This is a genomic window from Streptomyces sp. NPDC002104 (assembly GCF_053593795.1).
In genome coordinates, this window is record NZ_JBSFDF010000031.1 from 76622 (window position 1) to 95082 (window position 18461).

Annotated in this window: 20 protein-coding genes; 8 read left to right on the forward strand and 12 right to left on the reverse strand. The window is 68.8% G+C overall.

The genetic code is table 11. The features are described 5' to 3' along the window. The first annotated feature begins 37 nt into the window (after positions 1-37). Together ACWCP2_RS24730 and ACWCP2_RS24735 are read left to right on the forward strand one after the other, a co-directional pair. Positions 38-448 (forward strand): ATP-binding protein, encoded by a 411-nt coding sequence (locus ACWCP2_RS24730; protein WP_450910759.1) that lies wholly within the window; start codon positions 38-40, stop codon positions 446-448. Positions 449-560: 112 nt separating this feature from the next. Next, positions 561-833, forward strand: a complete 273-nt coding sequence (locus ACWCP2_RS24735) for a DUF3253 domain-containing protein (RefSeq protein WP_450910760.1) — start codon at positions 561-563, stop codon at positions 831-833. Between the two features lie 109 nt (positions 834-942). Here the strand turns inward: ACWCP2_RS24735 and ACWCP2_RS24740 are convergent, their stop codons facing one another. Beyond that, on the reverse strand, positions 943-1269 hold the full coding sequence (locus ACWCP2_RS24740) for a hypothetical protein (protein WP_450910761.1): 327 nt from the start codon (positions 1267-1269) through the stop codon (positions 943-945). A 319-nt stretch (positions 1270-1588) separates the two neighbouring features. Continuing rightward, positions 1589-1840: a hypothetical protein gene (locus ACWCP2_RS24745; protein WP_450910762.1), complete on the reverse strand. Its 252-nt coding sequence runs from the start codon at positions 1838-1840 to the stop codon at positions 1589-1591. Positions 1841-2183: 343 nt separating this feature from the next. Here ACWCP2_RS24745 and ACWCP2_RS24750 point away from each other — a divergent pair, with 343 nt between their 5' ends. From ACWCP2_RS24750 to ACWCP2_RS24760, 3 genes are all read left to right on the forward strand, one after another. Further along, positions 2184-2627 carry a hypothetical protein gene (locus ACWCP2_RS24750; RefSeq protein ID WP_450910763.1) on the forward strand — a complete coding sequence of 148 codons (444 nt, stop codon included), beginning with the start codon at positions 2184-2186 and terminating at the stop codon, positions 2625-2627. Between the two features lie 147 nt (positions 2628-2774). Further along, the gene (locus ACWCP2_RS24755) at positions 2775-3092 is read left to right on the forward strand and encodes a hypothetical protein (protein WP_450910764.1); all 318 of its coding nucleotides are present in this window, start codon (positions 2775-2777) and stop codon (positions 3090-3092) included. A 476-nt stretch (positions 3093-3568) separates the two neighbouring features. Then, on the forward strand, positions 3569-4192 hold the full coding sequence (locus tag ACWCP2_RS24760; protein WP_450910765.1) for a GPP34 family phosphoprotein: 624 nt from the start codon (positions 3569-3571) through the stop codon (positions 4190-4192). Between the two features lie 179 nt (positions 4193-4371). On the opposite strand, the gene ACWCP2_RS24765 is transcribed toward ACWCP2_RS24760, so the two are convergent. After that, entirely contained in the window at positions 4372-5829 is a 1458-nt protein-coding gene (locus ACWCP2_RS24765) for an MFS transporter (RefSeq protein WP_450910766.1), read from the reverse strand. Positions 5830-5989: 160 nt separating this feature from the next. Between ACWCP2_RS24765 and ACWCP2_RS24770 the strand changes: the two genes are divergently transcribed. Then, positions 5990-6637 carry a TetR/AcrR family transcriptional regulator gene (locus ACWCP2_RS24770; protein WP_450910782.1) on the forward strand — a complete coding sequence of 216 codons (648 nt, stop codon included), beginning with the start codon at positions 5990-5992 and terminating at the stop codon, positions 6635-6637. 235 nt (positions 6638-6872) lie between these two features. Here the strand turns inward: ACWCP2_RS24770 and ACWCP2_RS24775 are convergent, their stop codons facing one another. The 3 genes from ACWCP2_RS24775 to ACWCP2_RS24785 all read right to left on the reverse strand — a co-directional run bounded on the left by ACWCP2_RS24775 (position 6873) and on the right by ACWCP2_RS24785 (position 10852). Further along, positions 6873-9314, reverse strand: coding sequence for a tetratricopeptide repeat protein (locus ACWCP2_RS24775; RefSeq protein ID WP_450910767.1), 2442 nt, complete (start codon positions 9312-9314; stop codon positions 6873-6875). Between the two features lie 65 nt (positions 9315-9379). Next, on the reverse strand, positions 9380-9859 hold the full coding sequence (locus ACWCP2_RS24780; protein ID WP_450910768.1) for a hypothetical protein: 480 nt from the start codon (positions 9857-9859) through the stop codon (positions 9380-9382). Between the two features lie 813 nt (positions 9860-10672). Continuing rightward, positions 10673-10852 carry a hypothetical protein gene (locus ACWCP2_RS24785; RefSeq protein ID WP_450910783.1) on the reverse strand — a complete coding sequence of 60 codons (180 nt, stop codon included), beginning with the start codon at positions 10850-10852 and terminating at the stop codon, positions 10673-10675. Positions 10853-11503: 651 nt separating this feature from the next. On the opposite strand from ACWCP2_RS24785, the gene ACWCP2_RS24790 reads away from it, so the two are divergent. After that, positions 11504-11950, forward strand: a complete 447-nt coding sequence (locus ACWCP2_RS24790; RefSeq protein WP_450910769.1) for a hypothetical protein — start codon at positions 11504-11506, stop codon at positions 11948-11950. 283 nt (positions 11951-12233) lie between these two features. On the opposite strand, the gene ACWCP2_RS24795 is transcribed toward ACWCP2_RS24790, so the two are convergent. From ACWCP2_RS24795 to ACWCP2_RS24820, 6 genes are all read right to left on the reverse strand, one after another. After that, a complete protein-coding gene (locus tag ACWCP2_RS24795; protein ID WP_450910770.1) occupies positions 12234-12437 on the reverse strand; it encodes a hypothetical protein in 204 nt (67 codons plus the stop codon). Positions 12438-13897: 1460 nt separating this feature from the next. Continuing rightward, positions 13898-14101, reverse strand: coding sequence for a cold-shock protein (locus tag ACWCP2_RS24800; RefSeq protein WP_450910771.1), 204 nt, complete (start codon positions 14099-14101; stop codon positions 13898-13900). A gap of 555 nt (positions 14102-14656) precedes the next feature. Further along, positions 14657-15046 carry a hypothetical protein gene (locus ACWCP2_RS24805; RefSeq protein WP_450910772.1) on the reverse strand — a complete coding sequence of 130 codons (390 nt, stop codon included), beginning with the start codon at positions 15044-15046 and terminating at the stop codon, positions 14657-14659. Between the two features lie 538 nt (positions 15047-15584). Continuing rightward, positions 15585-15908, reverse strand: coding sequence for a hypothetical protein (locus tag ACWCP2_RS24810; protein ID WP_450910773.1), 324 nt, complete (start codon positions 15906-15908; stop codon positions 15585-15587). A gap of 734 nt (positions 15909-16642) precedes the next feature. After that, positions 16643-17035 (reverse strand): hypothetical protein, encoded by a 393-nt coding sequence (locus ACWCP2_RS24815; RefSeq protein WP_450910774.1) that lies wholly within the window; start codon positions 17033-17035, stop codon positions 16643-16645. Positions 17036-17230: 195 nt separating this feature from the next. Next, on the reverse strand, positions 17231-17404 hold the full coding sequence (locus ACWCP2_RS24820) for a CsbD family protein (RefSeq protein ID WP_450910775.1): 174 nt from the start codon (positions 17402-17404) through the stop codon (positions 17231-17233). Positions 17405-18017: 613 nt separating this feature from the next. Between ACWCP2_RS24820 and ACWCP2_RS24825 the strand changes: the two genes are divergently transcribed. After that, the gene (locus ACWCP2_RS24825; RefSeq protein WP_450910776.1) at positions 18018-18290 is read left to right on the forward strand and encodes a hypothetical protein; all 273 of its coding nucleotides are present in this window, start codon (positions 18018-18020) and stop codon (positions 18288-18290) included. The last annotated feature ends 171 nt before the right edge of the window (positions 18291-18461 follow it).

The following is an 18461-nucleotide window of genomic DNA, read 5'->3' on the forward strand; positions in this document are numbered from 1 at the left end:
GGATGAGTTGATGGTCTGCCGTCCGATCGTGTCGGCCATGGCCTTGGACGGAAGTGAACCGATCGCGGAGGCCAGGCGTGCCGCCCGCAGGTTCATGACCGCGGTGCAGGCCGAGCACGGGCTGCCGGTGTCGGACCGTGCGATGGGCATGGTGGAGCTGGTGGTCAGCGAGCTGGTGACCAACGCCTACAAGTACGCGCCCGGGCCGTGTCTGGTGGACCTGGAGGTCCGCGACGGGCTCGTGGAGATCAGCGTGTGGGATACGGCAGCCCCCCTGCCCGTGCCGAGCAGGCCCGATCCCGGCCGGGTCGGGCAGCACGGGCTGGAGATCGCCATGGCGGTGTGCCGCAGCTTCGAGGTGCGGCGCGAGCCGGTGGGCAAGCGCGTGAAGGTCACCATCGAGCTGGCCGACGATCCCAGCGGGCATCCGGCCGGCCGCCTGCTGTGACACGTACGGCTGCCCAATGAGCACGGGGCGGTACTGAGGCGGTCGAGGCCCCGAACGAGACGCGCGTACGCGCCGGCCCGGCTCACACCCCCGTCCTTGGGATACTGACGCGGTGACGAACACCGAGCGGCAGACGGACCGGCGCCTGGAAAGGGCCATCCTCGCGTTGCTCGAGCGTCGCGGCCCGATGTCGACGATCTGCCCCTCGGATGCCGCGCGGGCGGTGTACGAGGGGGACGACGACGGCTGGCGCGCGTTGATGGAACCGGCCCGCCGTGCGGCCCGTCGGCTGGTCGCGGCCGGCGAGGTGGAGATCACCCAGGCGGGCCGGCCCGTGGATCCGGCAGGGGCCCGCGGCCCGATCCGTATCCGCCGGGCCCGCTGACGCCGAACACGGACAGCGCCCCGGCACGCCGCCACCAGGTGTCACCGTCCACTCCCGTCCACTCCCGTCCGCCTGCGGATCGCGGCGTCCGCCCGGGCGGTGCTTCTGCTCACTCCGGACCCGGTTCCCCGTCCAGCGTCGCGAGTCCTTGCAGCCAGCGCGCCCGGCGTTCCGCATTCGTCTGGTCCCACCACGGGGTGCCGCGTTCTCCGAGGGCGACCTTGGCCGTCTGCACGCGGCGCCTGGCCTCACGTTCTGCCTCCTCGTCGTGCGCCCGCAGGGCGGCGCCGACGGCGCGCCGGGCCGCCATGAGGTGCTTGCGCAGGCGTGCGGCGGTATCGGCGGGGAGGTCGGGGTCGGTGGCCCGCCAGCGTCTGCCGTTGATGACGACGTAGCGTCCGTCCGAGGTGTGTTCTGGCGGAGACCCTCCCGACATCACAGCCTCCCGCTGCCGCAGGAGGACTCGCCGGCTCCGGCGCCGGCGAGCGGACGGGAAAGGGACGGGCGTCGTCGTGGCTCTGGCGCGCGCGGTTCCGGCATGCAACGGGTCCTGACGGTGGAAGCAGGGAGGCGTACCCATCCTGCGTGCGGGAATGGCGGGCCGCATGTGCACGAGGCGCGCTGCGCCGCGCCGCGGGCTCGGCGCAGCGGACGTCTCCGAGGTGGACGGCCCCCGTCCCGGCCGGCGCCGGGAGCCGACCGAGGGCCCGTCCTCATCGAGCGGGAACGACTCCGAGAGCCCTACGCCCGACACGTCAGCCGGTCGGCTCCTGGGGCTTGGCGTTGCCCGGGCCGGCGGGCAGCTCCTCGCCCTCCGTGGCTTCGCTCCCCACGCCGTCGTTCTCCTCACCGCCGCCCTGCACCTGGTCGTCATGCCGGGTACCTCCGCGCTCGGCGGCCGGGAGGTCGGGAGCGCCCGGACCGAGGGGCGGCAGGTCCGGGGTGACGGCGTCACGCTTCTCCGGTACACGGTCCGGAAGCTCGGGCTGGGACGGGGGCTTCTGCATGTCAGCTCTCCTTGCGGGTCGGGGGCGATGGCACGAGAGGTGAGGCCAAACGGACGTCACCGGCGCCTCCTGCGCCTGCCCCGACCCCAGCTCCGCACTCGCGCGAAGGCCGCCCGGCTACGTCGCTTCAGGAGGGGTGGCGGAGCCCCCCGGCGTCGGCAGCCGATGTCTGGGCGGTGCCCGTCTCCGAAGGAGGCGGCCAGGTCTTCGGTCCCAAGTTTCTACGGGCCACGGTGGCCAGTTCAGGAAAGGCCCTGCGAACGGGGAACACGTACCGCTACACCTGGCATTCGGGGGCGGATGACCATCTCGGTCCAGCCGCGGACTCGAAGGGAACACACCGGTGGACGACGAGACGCGCGAGCTGCATGCGCAGGACCCGGGCGAGGAGCACCCGCAGGTGCTCACCGATCCGCCCGGCGGCCTGTACGCCACCTTGCCGTACGACCTGCTGGCGGTAGCCGACCACATGACGCGCTGGTCCACCCGCCTGGCCGCGCTCGCGCACCAAGGCGGCGCCACGACCGGAGAGGAGCGCTCCTACCGACTGCACCAGGCGGTGGTCACGGACAGGGTGGCGCTGTTGACGGGGATGCCGGCCGACGAGGGCGCCGCGGATCACGCCGCGGAGGAACTTCTAGCCCTCGATGACGGCTTGGCCGCGCCGGAGGACGGGCGTATGCCGGAGCCGCGCGAGATCGTCCGCGCGTCCTACCGGGCCTGGCTCGCAGCGAACCCTGCTCTGGACCCGCTGACCCCCGGCGCCTGGGACCGGCCGACCAGCTGAAACCCGCCCGCACATGGGCACACGGGCCCCGGACTGACCCTCTCCGCGATCGGTCCCCCCATCCGACCGCCGCATCTGTGCATGGATCTCCTGTGGGCGAGCAAGAGCGGTGGAAAGAGCCGCCAACCCCCCTGGAGGGACCAGACGATGACGGACGACACGCACACGGGGAACGTTCCCTTGGGCGGCATTTCAGCGGGTGAGCAGATCGTCGCCGCGCTGGACAGGCTTCCCGCCCCCATGGTGGTGGCACTGAAGCAGTTGATGATCTCGTTCGGTTTTCCGGCGTCGGGGACGGTCAACGAGATGCCTCCCGGGGTCGGTCCTGCGCTGACCGCGGTCGCCGACGCGTTCTGCGGGACGCCCGCGGGCGGGCAGGGGGCGGGCTCGCCCGGTGGGGCAATTCCGGCCTTCCCGAGTGCGCCTCCGCTTCCTCCGCCCCCGCCCAGTGTGATCACTGGCTAGGCGCAGCAGAACCGCTCATCACCGCTCGCGTCGCCTCACTCGCCCTCGTACGGCCGCGCGGTGATCCGTGCCGCGCGGTAGACCGGGCCGAGGGTGCACCAGCAGACCGATCTCCTCAGCGCCGCATCGGAGCGTCACATGAGACGAAGGAAATACCCCGAATGAACCTTGCCGCCCTGTGGTTCCCCGAAGGACCTGCTGGAATCCTCCTACTGATCGTCGCTCTTGTGGCGATATGCACGGGGATCTACATGGGCAAACGGGGGAAGTAGCCCGTGGGTGACGGAGGAACAAGGGCCTCCGTCCTGGCACGTATCAGCCGCTCTCCACTTCAGTAGGCGTGTCACCCCGCTTGCAGGGGGAAGACGGTTGGTCACGCACGAGGGAACGAGCGCGAGCCCGTGGCGGGGCGTTGGAGCGACGACGAGGCCTGACCGGCGATCCGGGTTCAGGGACTACTTTCGAGGGGAGCCCTTGTGAGCACGGCAAAGGACCTGTTCATCATCACCATGGAGGAACGGCCCGGGGCCGACGTGCGGCAGGGCGACCTGTCGCTGGCGCTCGCGGGTGCCGAGCTGATCGATCTCCTCGCCGTGCAGACCGCGTCTCTGGACGGCGACACCATCGTGCCGGGCGAGCGGTATGAGCTGCATGACGAACTCGTGACCGAGGCGGCATCGGCATTGATCCGTCAGACCCCGTACGAGAAGGTCGACGGCTGGTTGTGGCGCCGCGGCCTGGACTTGTCCGCGACCTACCAGGCCGCCCTCGAAGCGGCCGGCCAGCTCACACGCGGACGACGGGCCCTGCTGCCCTTCGGAAACGACCACCTGGAAGTCGCCGAGTCACCCGTCCGACGCCGGGCCCTGAGCCGATGGGAGGCGCGCGAGCCCACCCTCATCGCCCTCGCCGCGGCCGTGGACGTCGTTGCTACCCCCTCCGACGACGCAAACGAGCACGGGGACGAACCAGCGTGCGAGGAAGAAGCGGTAGCCAGAGTACTGGCGGCCCTCAACGCCGCGGTGACGGAGCTGAAAACCGCCAGACAGCGCCGTTCCCCGAAGCACGAGGCATTCGCCCATGACTGGCGCTCCCCGTAGAACCGCATCCCGCCTCTCCCGACCAACCGACCCGACCGCCCGAACCGCGGCCGGGCCGTCACGCCCGCACCCCGCCGGCGCGAGCAGCTCCGCCGGCGCGGCGAAGGAGCCCCGCCGGCCGAGCGCGGCGCCGACTTTGACACCGAGCGGAATGCCCTAACCCGGGGGAGCCGTCGACATCAGGCGGGCTCTTCAGTGGTGCGGGAGTCGGTGAGCGTGAGCGCGCCGCCCGCCGCGACCAGGCCGACGACGGCCGCCAGTACGGCGTAGGTGATCCGCTCGCCGTGGAAGAACGATGCCACGAGCTCGGCGCTCCACGTCCCCTCGGGGAGCTGGGTGGTGACGAGTACGGCGATCAGGGTGCCGACCACTGCGGTGCCGATGCTGCTTCCGACCTCCTGGGCGGTGTCGTTGAGCGCCGTGCCGATCGACGTGCGGTTGCTCGGCATGGCGTCGACGAGTGCGATGGCACAGATCGTCATGACGGTGCGCAGCCCTATGGTCATCACGATCATGCAGAGGGCGATGGCGAAATATCCGTGGGTGACGCCCCAGGACAGGCCCGCCAGCGAGCCGGCCAGGCAGGCGGCGCCGGTGAGGCAGGCGAAACGGTGGCCGAACCGTCCCGCGAGCCATTCGGACAGGGGGGTGGCCGCGATCATGGTCATGATGATCGGCAGGTTGGCCAGGCCGGCCCGTACGGGGCTCCAGCCGTAGGCGTACTGGAAGTGGAGGATCAGCCCGAACATCACGGCGGCCATAGCGATGGACGTTCCGATCTGCGCGATGGCGGCGCCGCGTACGGTGCCGTTGGAGAACAGCCGCAGGTCGAGCATGGGCGAGGCGCTGCGGTGTTCGTGCCGTACGAACGCGATGCCCGCGGCCACCGCGCCGAGGATGGACGCGAGCGTGGCCACGGAGAGCCAGCCGTGTTCGACGCCGCTGGTCAGCGAGTAGCAGGCGAGGCCGATGGTGGTGACGCTCAAGGTCGCGCCCGGCAGGTCGAGCTTGTCGCGGGTCAGGTCCTGCGGCCGGTCGGCCGGGACGCCGAGGCGGACGCCGATGGCCGCGATCAGCGCGATCGGGGCGTTGACGATCAGGAGCCACTGCCAGCTGACGTGGGCCAGGGCGGTGCCGCCCAGCAGCGGGCCCAGTACGAAGCCGGACATGCCGACGATGATCATCAGCGTCATCGCGCGCATCTGCAGCTTCTTGTCGTCGAACAGTCGGAAGACCAGCGAGTTGGTGATGGGTGCCATCGCCGCGGCGGCGATGCCGAGCCCGGCGCGCAGGGTGATCAGCCCGCCCGCGCTGTCGACCGCGACGACGCCGAGGCTCAGCAGGCCGAACACCGCCAGACCGACCAGCAGTACGCGTCGGCGTCCCAGCCGGTCGGCCATCGATCCCGCCGTCAGCAGCAGGCCGCCGAAGGTCAGCGAGTACGCGCCGGTGACCCACTGCAGCGCGGTGGTCCCGCTGCCGAGGTCCCGGCCGATCGTGGGCAGTGCGATCGAGAGCAGCGTGTTGTCGACCATCTCGACGAAGAAGGCCAGGCAGAGCGCGGCCAGGGGTATCCATGCCGCGCGCAGGGACGGATAGGTGCGTGGCGCGGCGGCCTCGGTGGCGGTGGTGGTCATGGCGGCCTCCTCTCGGAACGTCGCCGACTATCGAACGACGTTCGACAATAGAACGAGGTTCGATAGATCCGCAAGCTGTGATTGGATGGGAACCATGACAGGCCCGCGCCAACGACCCGCCGACCGTCCCTCCCGAGGACGTCAACGCGCTTCGCATTCCATCGAGACCGTCCTCAGTGCGGCCGTGGCCCTGCTCGACGAGGCGGGCGAGCCGGCGCTGACGCTCCGCGCCCTCGCCGCGCGGCTCGGTACCGGAGTCGGCAGCATCTACTGGTACGTCTCCGGCAAGGACGACCTGCTCGACCGCGCCATCGACCACGTGCTCGGCGGGGTGCTGACCGCCATCGAGGGGCAGACCGGCAGCGCGGATCCGATCGACGACCTGCGTGTGATGGCCGTCAGGATGTTCGACGCGATCGTGGACCGCCCGTGGCTGGGCGCGCGCTTCATGCGCAACATCGACGTGCAGGGCAACTCGCTGCGCCTCTACGAGGAACTGGGCCGGCAGACGCTCCGCCTCGACCTCACGCCACGACAGCGGTTCCACGCGGTGTCGGCGATCGTCGGTGTCGTGGTCGCCAACGCCGCCGACATGGGGCAGGAGCCGCCCCAGCAGGTACTCGACGGCACGGTTGGCCGCGAGGAGTTCCTGGGGCACTACGCCGCGACGTGGCGCGCCCTCGACGCGGAGGAGTATCCCTTCGTGCACGACATCGTCGAGGAGTTCGACGGGCACGACGACAGGGAGCAGTTCCTGGCCGGGCTGGAACTGACCCTGGCCGGCCTCCGTCTCCAGGCCGGAGCCTGACCCCTTCCCGCCTCCACTTCCCGCCACCGGTCCTATGCCCGATCTGGCCCAGGTAGGCACTGACCCCCGATGTCTTCGGGCCGGCCAGGGTTTCGCGGGCGATGTAGACGTCGCAGGCGCTGGCGATGGCGATGGGCTCGTGCGTGAGCACCCATCCGGCCTCCTGGTCGTGGCGGCGCCCCCACTACGGGCTGCCCTTGCTCCGGGGCGTGGTGGAGGCCCGCGGGTCGCGCTTTTACGGAGGGGGCGTACCGTCCGGTCGTTCGCCTTGCCATCTGGCCAGTTCGTTCCGCGTGGTCAGGGTCTGGGGATGGTCGGGCCCCAAGATGCGGAGCCGGTCGGTCAGGAGTTCCTCGAAGGCCGTCTTGGCGCCGAGGGGGTCGCCGGCCATCGCGCGCCACCTGGCCAGTTCGTGCCGAGTGATCATGGTGCGCAGATCATCTGAGCCGAGTACTCGGTTCTGGTCGGCAAGGAGGACTTCGAGGGCGGCCGTGGCGCCGACGAAATCTCCTGACTCGCCTTGCCATCTGGCCAGTTCGTTCCGCGTGGTCAGGGTCTGGGGATGGTCGGGCCCCAAGATGCGGAGCCGGTCGGTCAGGAGTTCCTCGAAGGCCGTCTTGGCGCCGAGGGGGTCGCCGGCCATCCCGCGCCACCTGGCCAGTTCGTGCCGAGTGCTCAGGGTCTGAAGATTCGCCCCGCCGAGCACGCGGAGTCGGTCGGTCAGGAGTTCCTCGAAGGCCGCCTTCGCCCCGGGTGCGTCCCCGGCCATTCCCCGCCAGTAGGCAAGGTTGTGTCGCGTGGCCAGCACGCGTGGGTGATTCGGCGTCATCGATCGCTGCTGATCAGCAAGGAGTTCCTCGAAGGCCGTCATCGCCGCTTTGGGTTCCCCGGCCATCCCGCGCCACCGGATGAGATCTTGCCGCGTGGCACGAGTCCGCGAATGGTCCGGTCCCAGGACGCTCGTTCTGGCGGCCAGCAGCTCTTCGAAGGCGGAGATCGCACCTGCCGTGTCTCCTGACCGCCCTCGCCAGTACGCGAGACTGTGCTGGGTGGCTAGGGTCTGGGCGTGCTCTGCGCCCAGTATGCGTCGGCGGTCGGACAGGAGCCGCTCGAAGGCTGCCCTGGCGCCGAGCACGTCTCCCTTCTGCCCGAGCCATCGGGCGATTTCATGCCGCGTGGAGAGTGTTTGCGGGTGGTCCGGTTCCAAGACGCCGCAGGCCGCACGGAACAGTTTGCGGAAGTGGCCGAGCGCGGCGTTGGCCTGACCAAGTGCACCGAGGCTGTTTCCGTAGCGGAAGAGCACCGGGTGGAAGTCGGGTCGGTACAGGTCTTCCTCGGCACACCTGCGCAGCGCCGAGACGTTGGCGAGCAGGGTCTGGGTGAGCACGCGATCGTGCGCGGGTGCGGGCCAGACGGAGAGCAGGGCATCGGCGGCTGTCCGGGCAAGCCCGTGGAGCGTACGAGGATGCAACCGATCACGTACAGAGCGTTGGATGAGCCGGTGGGTGCGCACTGATGCGTATCGACCGTCCAGGGTGTGGTCGATCAGGTTCAGGCGGTGCAGAGCCCGTAACGCTTCCTCTGCCTGGGTGGTGGAAATGGGTGTGCGTGAACGGCGATCCATGCCTCCGGCATCGGACGGATCCGCTGCGAGGTGGGCCCGGGCGGCCCTGCTGGTGACCACACTGTTCGGCACCCCGTTCGGATCCAGCATGGCGATCAGTTGAAGCATGCCTCGGGCCAGTCCGGCCGGGCGCAGTCGATCCGCCCGGTCGATGGCCAGCGACCATGCGGCATCGGCGGTGGCGAGCTGGTCGTCGGGCAGGCCGGAAGGCTCTGGCAGCACGTCGGCCAAGGTACGCGTGCGGTCCGCCAGGCGACGCCGGTAGGCGGCACAGTCCAGGCTCGAATCGATGAGGTAGGCGGCGGCCTGGGACAGAGCGAGCGGGAGGTGACCCAGGTCCTCGGCCAGTGCCGCGAGCTGACCGGCAGGTTCTCGGCGACCGTGAGTGGCCAAGACTTCAGTGAAGTAGGCCACGGCCTCGTCTGGTGAGAAGAGATCGACCTGAACCATGTGGCGCTTGGAACCACTCAGGGCGGCATCGCGGCGTCGGGTGGTGATCAGAGTCCGTCCATGGGGGCTGTCGGGCGGCCACAGTCCACTCAGGTCGGCAGGATCAAGCACATCGTCCAGAACGATCAACCATGGGTGTGGGTCGTGCTTGTCGCCGCTTGCTGATCGTTTGGGTTCAAGCCAGGACAAGAATGCTGCGGCGGCATGTTCAGGATCCGTCGGGGAAGCACCCAGTATCTCCACGGCGGCCCGCGCGTAGGCGGCAGTGATCGCCTCGCGGCTGGTGGCCGTGACCCATACGACCAGATCGACTGTGCCCTCGTCCCAGACGCGGCGGGCATGTTGGGCTGCGAGTTGCGTCTTGCCGACACCGCCGAGGCCGACGAGCACGTGACACTGCACGGCAACGACTTGGTCGTGCTCTGACCTACGGAGGGCCGTTCCTGCGGTGCGAACGCCTTGGAAGCAGTCGGCCCTTCGCGGCAAGATGCCAATCTGGCGCGGCCAGGGCACCGCCGGGGGCGACGAGGCGTAGTAGACGACTTGGCCACCGTCGGCGACGGTGCCTACGGCAAGACTGTGATCACGGGCGTCGACCGTCATGCTGCCCGGTGTGTCCATGGGCACGGGGGGCCCGTGAGGTGAGGGGCGGTGAGCAGCCGGTCCGTTCAGCCCTGGAACGAATCCGGCGCGGTAGGGGGGCCCATGTGCACCCCTCCCTGCACGACCCCGGCCGCGATCGAGCCCTGCCCCGCTGCGTGGATCTCCACGTTGCCGCCTGCGGCCAGTCCGCCTGGTCCGGCTGACACTCCGCGCTGCCGGGCGTGCCGGGCCAGCAAGTCGCCCAGTTTACCGGCGGCCACGTCGCGCTCGCTGGCGTCGAGGCTCTCGAGCAAGGACTCGATGCGTGCCTGCCAGAAGGCTTCTTGGCGAACCCGGGACAGATCGCCCTCGTCGAGGTCAGCTGACAGCACGATGGATGCGGTTCGGTCCAGACGCGCGAGCTCCGTGCTTTCGCGTTGAGCTTCGCCCCGACCGAACCAGCCGGCCACCGCCTGCCTGAGCCCGGTCCATGCCTCCGTGCCGGCTGCGGTCACCACTGCCGTACCACCTGCCGCCGCCAGCGTGACCAATGCCTGCTCAAGCATCTGTGCACCCCCCATGTGGTCGTGGACGTGTCCAAGACAGTAGCGGTGCGTTTCGGCGCTGATCAGCTCATGGCGGGAACTCAACCATCGGATGGCCGCCCGGGAACGCCGGCTCGGTTCTCGCCGCCCGGGCCGGGATGGGGGACCGGCTCCGGCCGACTCGCGGACGCGCGATCCAGCAAGAACGTCACATCACCCGTGACCGGGCACCCCGGAGGGCGAAGACGTTCCGAGAGGGGTGGTCCACCGTGTGGATGACTGAGCACAGCCGACTCGCGGCCTCCCGGCTCCTCCAACCACGGCGTTCCCTTCGGGTGATCCGATTGTGGGTTGATGTGTGCCGTTGGCCGAGGTTCCACCATCGACCGACGGCGGAAGTGGGCCGCCGACGGGACCTGGGCGAAGGCCTTCACCGACCTCCTCGCCCAGGCCGACGCCGAAGGTGACCTCGCCTCGGTCGTCCCGGTCGACTCCACCATCGTCCATGCCCATCAGCACGCCACCGGGGCCCACCAAAAGGGGAGTCAGGGGTCTACGGCGCGCGTGTGTCGCCGCGGCTGCTGCCGGTACGGTGCGTAGCGGTCGCCAACCGCGCTAGGCCGGGGCTTGGCGGTTGACGTGGTGGAGCGGCACATCGAAGCGGCTTGCGGCGGTAGCGCGCCGGAGCTCACCCCGGCTGCGTTGCGCAGGACGAGTGATGCTGCGTGACCTGCGCTGAGCGCATGACGGCGCCCGGCGAGGGAGGTTCCCCGCCGGGTCCGTCGGAGTGCGCGGGCGCCAGTGCCGGTGACAGCGGGGAGGCTTCTCCCGCGCTCAGCGGCGTCGCCTACGGGTTGCCAAGGTGCCGCCGACGCCTGCCACGTGAAGAGCGAGCAGCATGAGGCCGAGGATCATGAAATTGCCGGACGAGAATACGTGGTTCGTCGAGATCTCCGCCGCGTTGATCAAGAAACTGATGAAGAACAGCACTGCGGCCGCGATGCCGAGCATCATGACTCCTTCCAGAAGGTGTCATCCGTATGCCCGGCAACTCCAACTGCATGCAGGCGCGTTGCGCCCTCGTCGACCCGCTGGTCCCCATGCTCGCCCGGCCGGGCCGTGCCTGCTCCCGGCCCAACTGGTCGGAGGGTCAACCCACCATGGGCTCAAGGACAACCTCGATCGTCAGGGCGAACCGGGGCCGTGTGGTGCGGCCCGTGCCTTGGGCGGCCTGGAGCGTCCGATCGCTGCTGCCTAGCCACAGCCTCACGACCAGATCGGGAAGGTACTGCTCCATGGGAATCGCGGTGCGCCGGATCGACTGCGGCCGACCATGCCCTCACGGCGCGAGACCTGCCCCACACCCGACAATTCATCGGACCTGCCGAAGCTGACGCTCCACCAACAGTCCATCCGAGTCGACACCCCGCACCGACACCCCGCACCGACACCTCCACCTGACCTGCAACGATCAGCCGGAACCTCTCCAGAGGGGCAGCCGATCATGCTCGATTTGCCCGATCACCTGTGTGCCCCGTTCGGTTTGCTGTGTTCCCACGGACCAGGCCGAGACACCACAATCCGCTACGTCTGCAGGGTGCGAGCTCGGACAATGGAAGAGCTGGGAGTAACGACCCTCCAAGATCGAGACAGGTTGCCGAGGCAATGACTGAAACGCAGTCCACCACGCAGATGGTCACCTTTGCAGCCTGGCGGGACGATGCACTTCACGCGGGCGGCCCGGATGGCCGCCGTTACGTCACCTTGGCTGAGCTTGTGGTCCGACTCGGGAGTTACGGACTTGGGCTGACATGGAAGGCTCGGATGTTCGACGACCAGCCACACCCGGCGTTCGCTCGGATGATGAAGGCTGCTTCGGCAGGCAATGGAATCCCGACCCTTCAGTTGCTGGCCATGGAAGCGCCCTACCTGCAAGCGATCGACGGCGACTTCGAGGGCTATGCTGGCAACGAACTCGTGCTGACCCTGAGGGAGTTCGACAGCTCCAACTGGGATGTCCGCACAGCCGACACATGGGTGCTGAGCGAGATCCAACGGCGTTACCCCGACGCCAGGCCAATGACCTCAGAGGAATGGGAATCCACGAACTGATTCTCCGATGACGGAGCGCTCCGAGAAATCCACGACTCCGGCGATTGTGTCCGGCCCACCGAGCGGCGCCGCGGGTACGGGAACGGCCTCGGCAGGGACGTGACCTTCATGGGGGTGACCGCCCGTTTGACCGGGCGGAAGTCCGATCAGGATCCAGCCGCGTGGATGCGGCTCCGGAGCTCAAACACGGTGCTGGCCTTCGGCCGGGCCACGTGAATGGTGCCCTCCCGGCGCCGTGAATGTCTGGCGGGCGACGCCGGTGACAGAGGCAGCCTCGTAGAGCTCAGGAAGGCTGGCGCTGCGAGCGCCGCGCCGCTGGGAGAACGGCGCCAAGGACCCCACCTGCTCCACTGCCGAGCACCAGGCCGATCGCCGTGTTGTCGAAGACAGTCAGCCCGAGCACCAGCCCCACTGCGATGCCGATCAGCATGCCTGCAATCAGGCCCGTGCTGATGGACGGTGCGCCGGCGTTCTCGTTGTTCGTCACACGACCATTGTGCAGAAGTGATCCCTTGGAGACGAGATCCGATACGGCCAACCTTTGAAGCAGGCCTGACCATAAAGAACTAGGGTCCTATTCGTATCCCCTGCGCGGGCCGGCCTTGATTCCTGGGCTGGGCTGGTGCCGATGAACGCGAACAAGGCCTCGGAGCGGGCTGCTCAGACTTGCGGTGCCCCCTCCCGCCGGACGCCGAACCGGACGCGGTGTTCCGCTCAGCAGCATGTACTTCCAGGCAGCGGCCGCGAGTTCGGAGCCCGCGGGATCGTGGGGTGGACCCGCGATTCGTTGAGCTCCGGCAGCGTCGCGGGTGCCGTCAATCGCATCAAGATGTGAGAGGACGAGGTCTCCCCGCTCTCCCCGCTCAGGCACGCGAACCTCAACATGCTGCGCCGCTAAGGCGTCACCGCCTCCACCTCGGCCGCCTGTGCCGCGCGCCCGCTGTACAAGGCGGAAGCACCAGAGCTGGATCCGGCTGGCGACGGGGGGCGGGCTGGAACGGGCCGGGTCGGAGGTCATCAGAGAGAAGGGATGGCCGGCGGAATCGCGGAGTACGCGCCCCTTACCGGGGTTGGGCTGGTGGGCTGCCCTGGTCGCGCCGACGGCCAGGACGGGCTGCGGCCCCGACACCAAGCTGACCGACCGGCGTAGGTCCGCGGTCTGGAGTTCCTCAGGCAGATTGGCGCCCCATGGGTTCGTGTGCCACTGGACGGTCGAGCCGTCCTCAGCCGCTCCTCCGACGCCGAGGTGCGCCATGAAGCTGCCGGGAGCGGCGCCGCGCCAGTGCGGTTCGCCGGGATCGATCCACACGGTGTCGCCCGTCCGGATCGGCGCGACGTCACGGCCCTCGCCCTGGACCGTTGAATGATCGCCTTTGGTCTGGTGCTCACGTAACCGCGTTCCCAGAGCAATTCGGCGGTGGACTCGATCAGTCGGCCCTGAGTACTCATGCAGGCGGTGTACAGACGAGTGGGCACGGAATGCGGCGTGACCCCCGTGCGTCAAGATCGTTGGCAGCGCATGAACAACACGAAGCGTGTATGTGCCACTGTCGTCCTCGCGGGCGCTGTCCTTGCGATGGCGGGTCCTGCTGCCCAGGCTGCTGACGGGCCGGGTCTTCCGGTTCTCTCTCGCATCACGGCCATGGACCCTGCAGGACCCGGGTTCCTGGGGCCCACCTCGCGTGTCACTGCGATGGACCCCGCCGGCCCCTTCTTCGCTGGCCCGACCAGCCGCATCACGGCCCTCGATCCCGCGGGACCGTTGTTCCGGGGACTGCTGCTCTAGACCGCCAGGGCGGATCGTGCCCAGAGGGCGGCGACGGCCAGGGTGTCGGTGGTGGCCTTGCCTACCCTGTGTTCCATGTGGTGCCCCGTCTGGTGCCTCCAGAGGCTTCCGGGGCCGTCCTGCACCGCGGGCCCCGGAAGCTGAAGCTGGCCCGGTCTCGCTTAGCCGATGACCCTGACCTGTTCCGCCTCGGGACCTGATGCTCCGGGGGCGATCTCGAACTCGACCCGCTGGCCGTCCTCCACGACCTTGTACCCGTCCGCCTGGATGGAGTGGGCGTGGAAGTACACGTCCTGGCCGCCGTCGACCGCGATCCACCCCTCGCCCTTCTCCGTGTCGAAGGTCTTTACTGAGCCCTGAGCCATGACGTCTCCTGCCGGCCTGTATCTGAGCGACCTGCTCAGACGATCGGGAGCCATACCCAGCCGCCCATCGGATCATCCGCTGCGCAGCGTGTTCCTTGATCACATGCAGTGGGTCACGTGATCCGTTCCTGCTCTCGATACCGATCGGGGAGAGCTGTTCGGGTTCCATCGCGACTCGTACCTCACCAGCCTCCCCGGCCTGGCCCGTCATGGCCGTCGCGATGGACCGCGTGCACGGCGAGGGGGTCGGCGTCGATCAGACGGGCCCCGTCGTCCTCGCCGCTAATCCCGCTCCCGCCGCTACTACTGCATCTGCTTTCGCCTCCGCCCGTGCGGCGTCGGGGCCTGGTGGGGTCAAGGCTGCGTGCCTGGCCGCGATCCGTGGGCGCCGCGGACGCCCCGGTCTTTGCTCCGCCCCCACCGTGCCCCGGAGCTGGTCGTACGGTCCCACCCGCCGGGCCCCGGGTGCGCCCTTACGTCGGAGGGCCAGCCTCTTCACGCAGGACGGCCCCGACCACACGCCAGGGAGACCCGCGAAGCTGTTCCACCCTGTGGTCAGGTCGCGATGGGTGTGTAGGGCGCTGCTGCGAACCGGACCAGGGTACGAAGATTCGTGAAGTAGGAGGCGCAGTACTCCTCGTTGATGTGAGGCATGATCCTGTCGAGGTTGGTGATGCAGGCCCAGAGGGAGGCGATGCCGCTGTCGTCGAGTCCGCCTTTCAGTTCCCTCTGTACGAGGCCGGCGACGTCGGCGTCCAGGAGAACTAGGTCCACGCCGTCGAAGTCCACGCCGCGGAAGCCGTCGGGGAACAGGGCATGCAGGTGCGCCTCCCACAGTCGGGAGAGGCCGCTGGTGGGCTGTGTTCGTCCCCTGGCGGCGGCCTTGGCCTCGGCCGTGGAGGGTGGGGGAAGGAGCAGGGAGACGGCGTCGAAGACGGCACGCACCAGTGCGACGGCACGGAGCGGGTGGAGGGCGGCACTTGATTCGGCGCCCTGGGCGAGCTTGTCGCGTAGCAGTCGGGTGCGGTGGAGTTCGGCGGCGAGTCCGGCCGTGATGAGCCCTGCGTCGGTGGCCCGCGTTCGATCAGGTCGTGGAGCGGCTCGCTCGTGGCCAGGCGCTGCGCGAGGACGTGCTCCAGGGCGAACAGGGAATGCGTGACGCCGGCGGTGGCGAACTCGTACCGGGTAGTAGGAGTGCCGGATGAGCTCGCGGGAGGTTTCCATCGCGCTCATGACGTACATCGACGCATTGGCGGGCAGAACCAGTTCGGCCCCAGGGCGTGCATGTCCGCGTAGTCGAGAACGAGGTCGCGGGCGCGCGGGTCCCGTATCGGCCGGAGGAGCGGGTCAGATGGCGGTGGCAGGATGGTCACCGGTGCAGTCTCGTCGGCGGAAGGCTGTCGGTGTCAGCGGATGTGCTCGGGCGGTTGGTGACCCGCTGCCGCATGCGGTCGCCTACCCGTCCGACCTCAAATGGGCCACCTCATTTGGTGATGGGCAGACTCCCTGAAACGAGCAGAGCCAGCTGGTGCAACCGTCGACAGTGCTGGGCTCCTGCAACGTCATTGATTTCAGGGATGACTTGGCCCAGGTCCTCGATGCGGCTCTGAAGGAGGATGCTGTCCTTCGAGTCGAGCGTGCCGCTGTTGTCGAGCCAACGAAGAACGCAGCCGGCAACGTCCAACTCCACGAGCCACACATGCGTGCCCCCGAACGTGGCATGCCGCAAGCTGTCGGGGAAGGGCTCCTGGCGGAAGTCCTGCCAGAGACGATCGGCGGTCTGCACCCGCTCCGTCGATTCGCTCATGCGATCCATTCTGCAGTAGTCGTTGAGCTGGATTGGTGTTTCGCCTCCATCCGGTGTGGCATACGAGGGCGATGGCTCGGACGAACGTGAAGAGCAGCTACCGGCTGACGGTGACCGAGGCGGAGATGAGGTCGGCGTCACGACCCGCGACGTCCCCCCCCCGATGGCCGAGGCCGAGTCCGGACGGTACGGCCTCGTACGGAGCCACTACACCGCTGCCGAAGTCCCCAACGTCACCTCGTGGGTGCCCGTCGGCGGCATCGTTGGGTGGCTCCGTCCGTGGAGGGATCGTGCTGCGAGCGGACGCGAACGCATTGGCTCTGCCCAGAAGTTCCCCCAAGGATCGGAGACTGCAGCTCATGAAGCGAGACCGTTGGGCACTGGTCGGCATGATCGGACTCGGGCTCGGGGTGCTCGGCATGGCCCTCTCCCTGCTCGATCGCTTCCTCAGCTGAGGCGCCTCGTCGGCCGCGAGGTTGGGACGCCGAAGGTGACATCGTCGTGCTACGTCGAGCCCTGGCACGGCGGATCCGCCTCGCACACGCTCCGTTGGCCGGAGGTGTCGTGTACGGTCTCGCACCTCGTCTGGGGTCTGACAGTTGACCCGCCCCGCGGCGTGCTCTGCTGAGGTGCGGCGGGCCGAGAAGTCGTCCCCGCGGACTTGGGGCTGCTGACGCGGATGAGGGCCTGGTTCTCGCTCTCGCGCCGGACCGTGACGTAGGAGTCGGCGGAGGTCAGGGCTTCGTGCGGGTGCAGAAGGCGATGAGGGGTGCGAGGAGACCGGTCACGACGAGGCTTCCGAACATGATCATGAGAACGCCGATCACGAAGAGCCCGCTTCCGTCGTCGGACCAGTCGTAGGAGGCGGCGACCGTCAGCCCGGTGGTGGTGCCCAGGACGGCGGCCGCTTGGTAGTGGTGGGAAGCGGCCCAGGAGACGAGGGCCAGCAGGGTCAGTACGAGTCCGATGACCTGCCACGGCTGGTAGGGGCCGGTCTCCGACCCGTCCGGTTGCACGTAGCGGACTTGGTCCCAGCCCAGCCAGGCCGCCCATCCCGCGATCGACGTCGCGGTCAGTGCCAGGATCGCCAACGGCTGGGGGAGGGGCTTCGGCAGTTCGATTCGCATGGCCTCAGTGTTCGGATTCATCCGAGTGCCCGTCAGAGCGCATGTACTCAGATCCGTGTGAGTAGCCGGCGCCTTGGACGGTGAAGCGGCCGGTGGTGGTCGTTTCACGGTTTCCGCTCCCGAACGTGGCTGGGCCCCGACCCAGGGGGAGGGGGTCGGGGCCCAGCGGGTGACGGTGGTCCGTCGTGTGTGTGGCTAGTGCCGGAAGGTGTCCTTGACGTCTTCCTTGGCCTGGCGGGCCTTGCCCTTGGCCTGGTCGGCGTGGCCGTCGGCGGTCATCCGCTTGTTGCCGGCCATGCGGCCCATGGCCTCCTTGGCAGTGCCCTTCGCCTGCTCAGCGTGCGCCTTGGCCTTCTCTGTGCCCGACATCGGGACCTCCTCGTGTAGTACCGGATTGGTCGTGACGCTCTCGTGCTCCCGATCGCCGCCTGCAAACCCCCGGCTGTGTGCGGGTTTCTCGAGGCCGCCGAGGTCTACCGTCCCCGCACCGGCCGAAGACGCGCAGCTCATCCTTGAGTCCGAGGTCCTGTACTGGATCCGCAACTTCCTCCGCCACTCCTACGAGTTCCCGCTCGGCATCCGAAACGTCCAGGCCGACACCTGACCGGCCCCGTGAACGGCTTGCCCCCTGGAAGGCGCCGGGGCCCGACACCCGGCCCCGGCCTGGTGCTGCTGAAAGCCTCGGACCGTACCGCCGATCTCCAGTTGCGCTACGACCGTGTCGATCACCCGGAGAAGGTCCGTGCCGAGATGTTCCGGGCGAGCGGGCAGCGCATGGGCAAGTGGTCACGCAGACGTGGGTGTCGACCGTAGTGCGTCACCCTGGGGGCGTCGCGGTGGTCTTCGTCGTAGCTGGTGATGCGTTGGGCCGGGGCTGGGAATCTTTCAAGTAGCTGCGTTGATCCATTAGTTCGGGGCACTTGAGGGTCAGGCCGGTCTATCTCGGGACCAGGTCGCAGGGTGATCTCCGAAGGAGCGGCGGATGACGACGCAGTACAGCAACCAGCCCACCGGCCAGCAGCCCCACGACGCCTCGCGCGGCGCGTCGGGTAACAACGTCCTGAGCATCGTGGCGATCGTGCTCGGCGTGATCTCCTTGATCTTCCTGCCGATCGTGTTCGGGGTGGTCGGCGTGGTGCTCGCCATCGTTGCCAAGACGGTCCGGCACGAACGGCTCGCCACGATCGCCATAGTCGTGAGCGCCGTCGGCCTGATCGGCGGGATGATCCTCGGAGTCGTCGTCGCGAGCTCCTGAGCCGAAGCCGAAGCCGAAGCCGAAGCCGAAGTCGACGCCGCACCGCCACCTCGGCCGGTGGCCGGCCCCCTCCAGCACGGATGCGGCGACCTGGAGGGAGTCCGCGCCGTCGAAGCCGTCGAAGTCCTCGTCGGCCAGAGCGGTCTTGCGGGCGGCCTCGGCCGAGGCCTC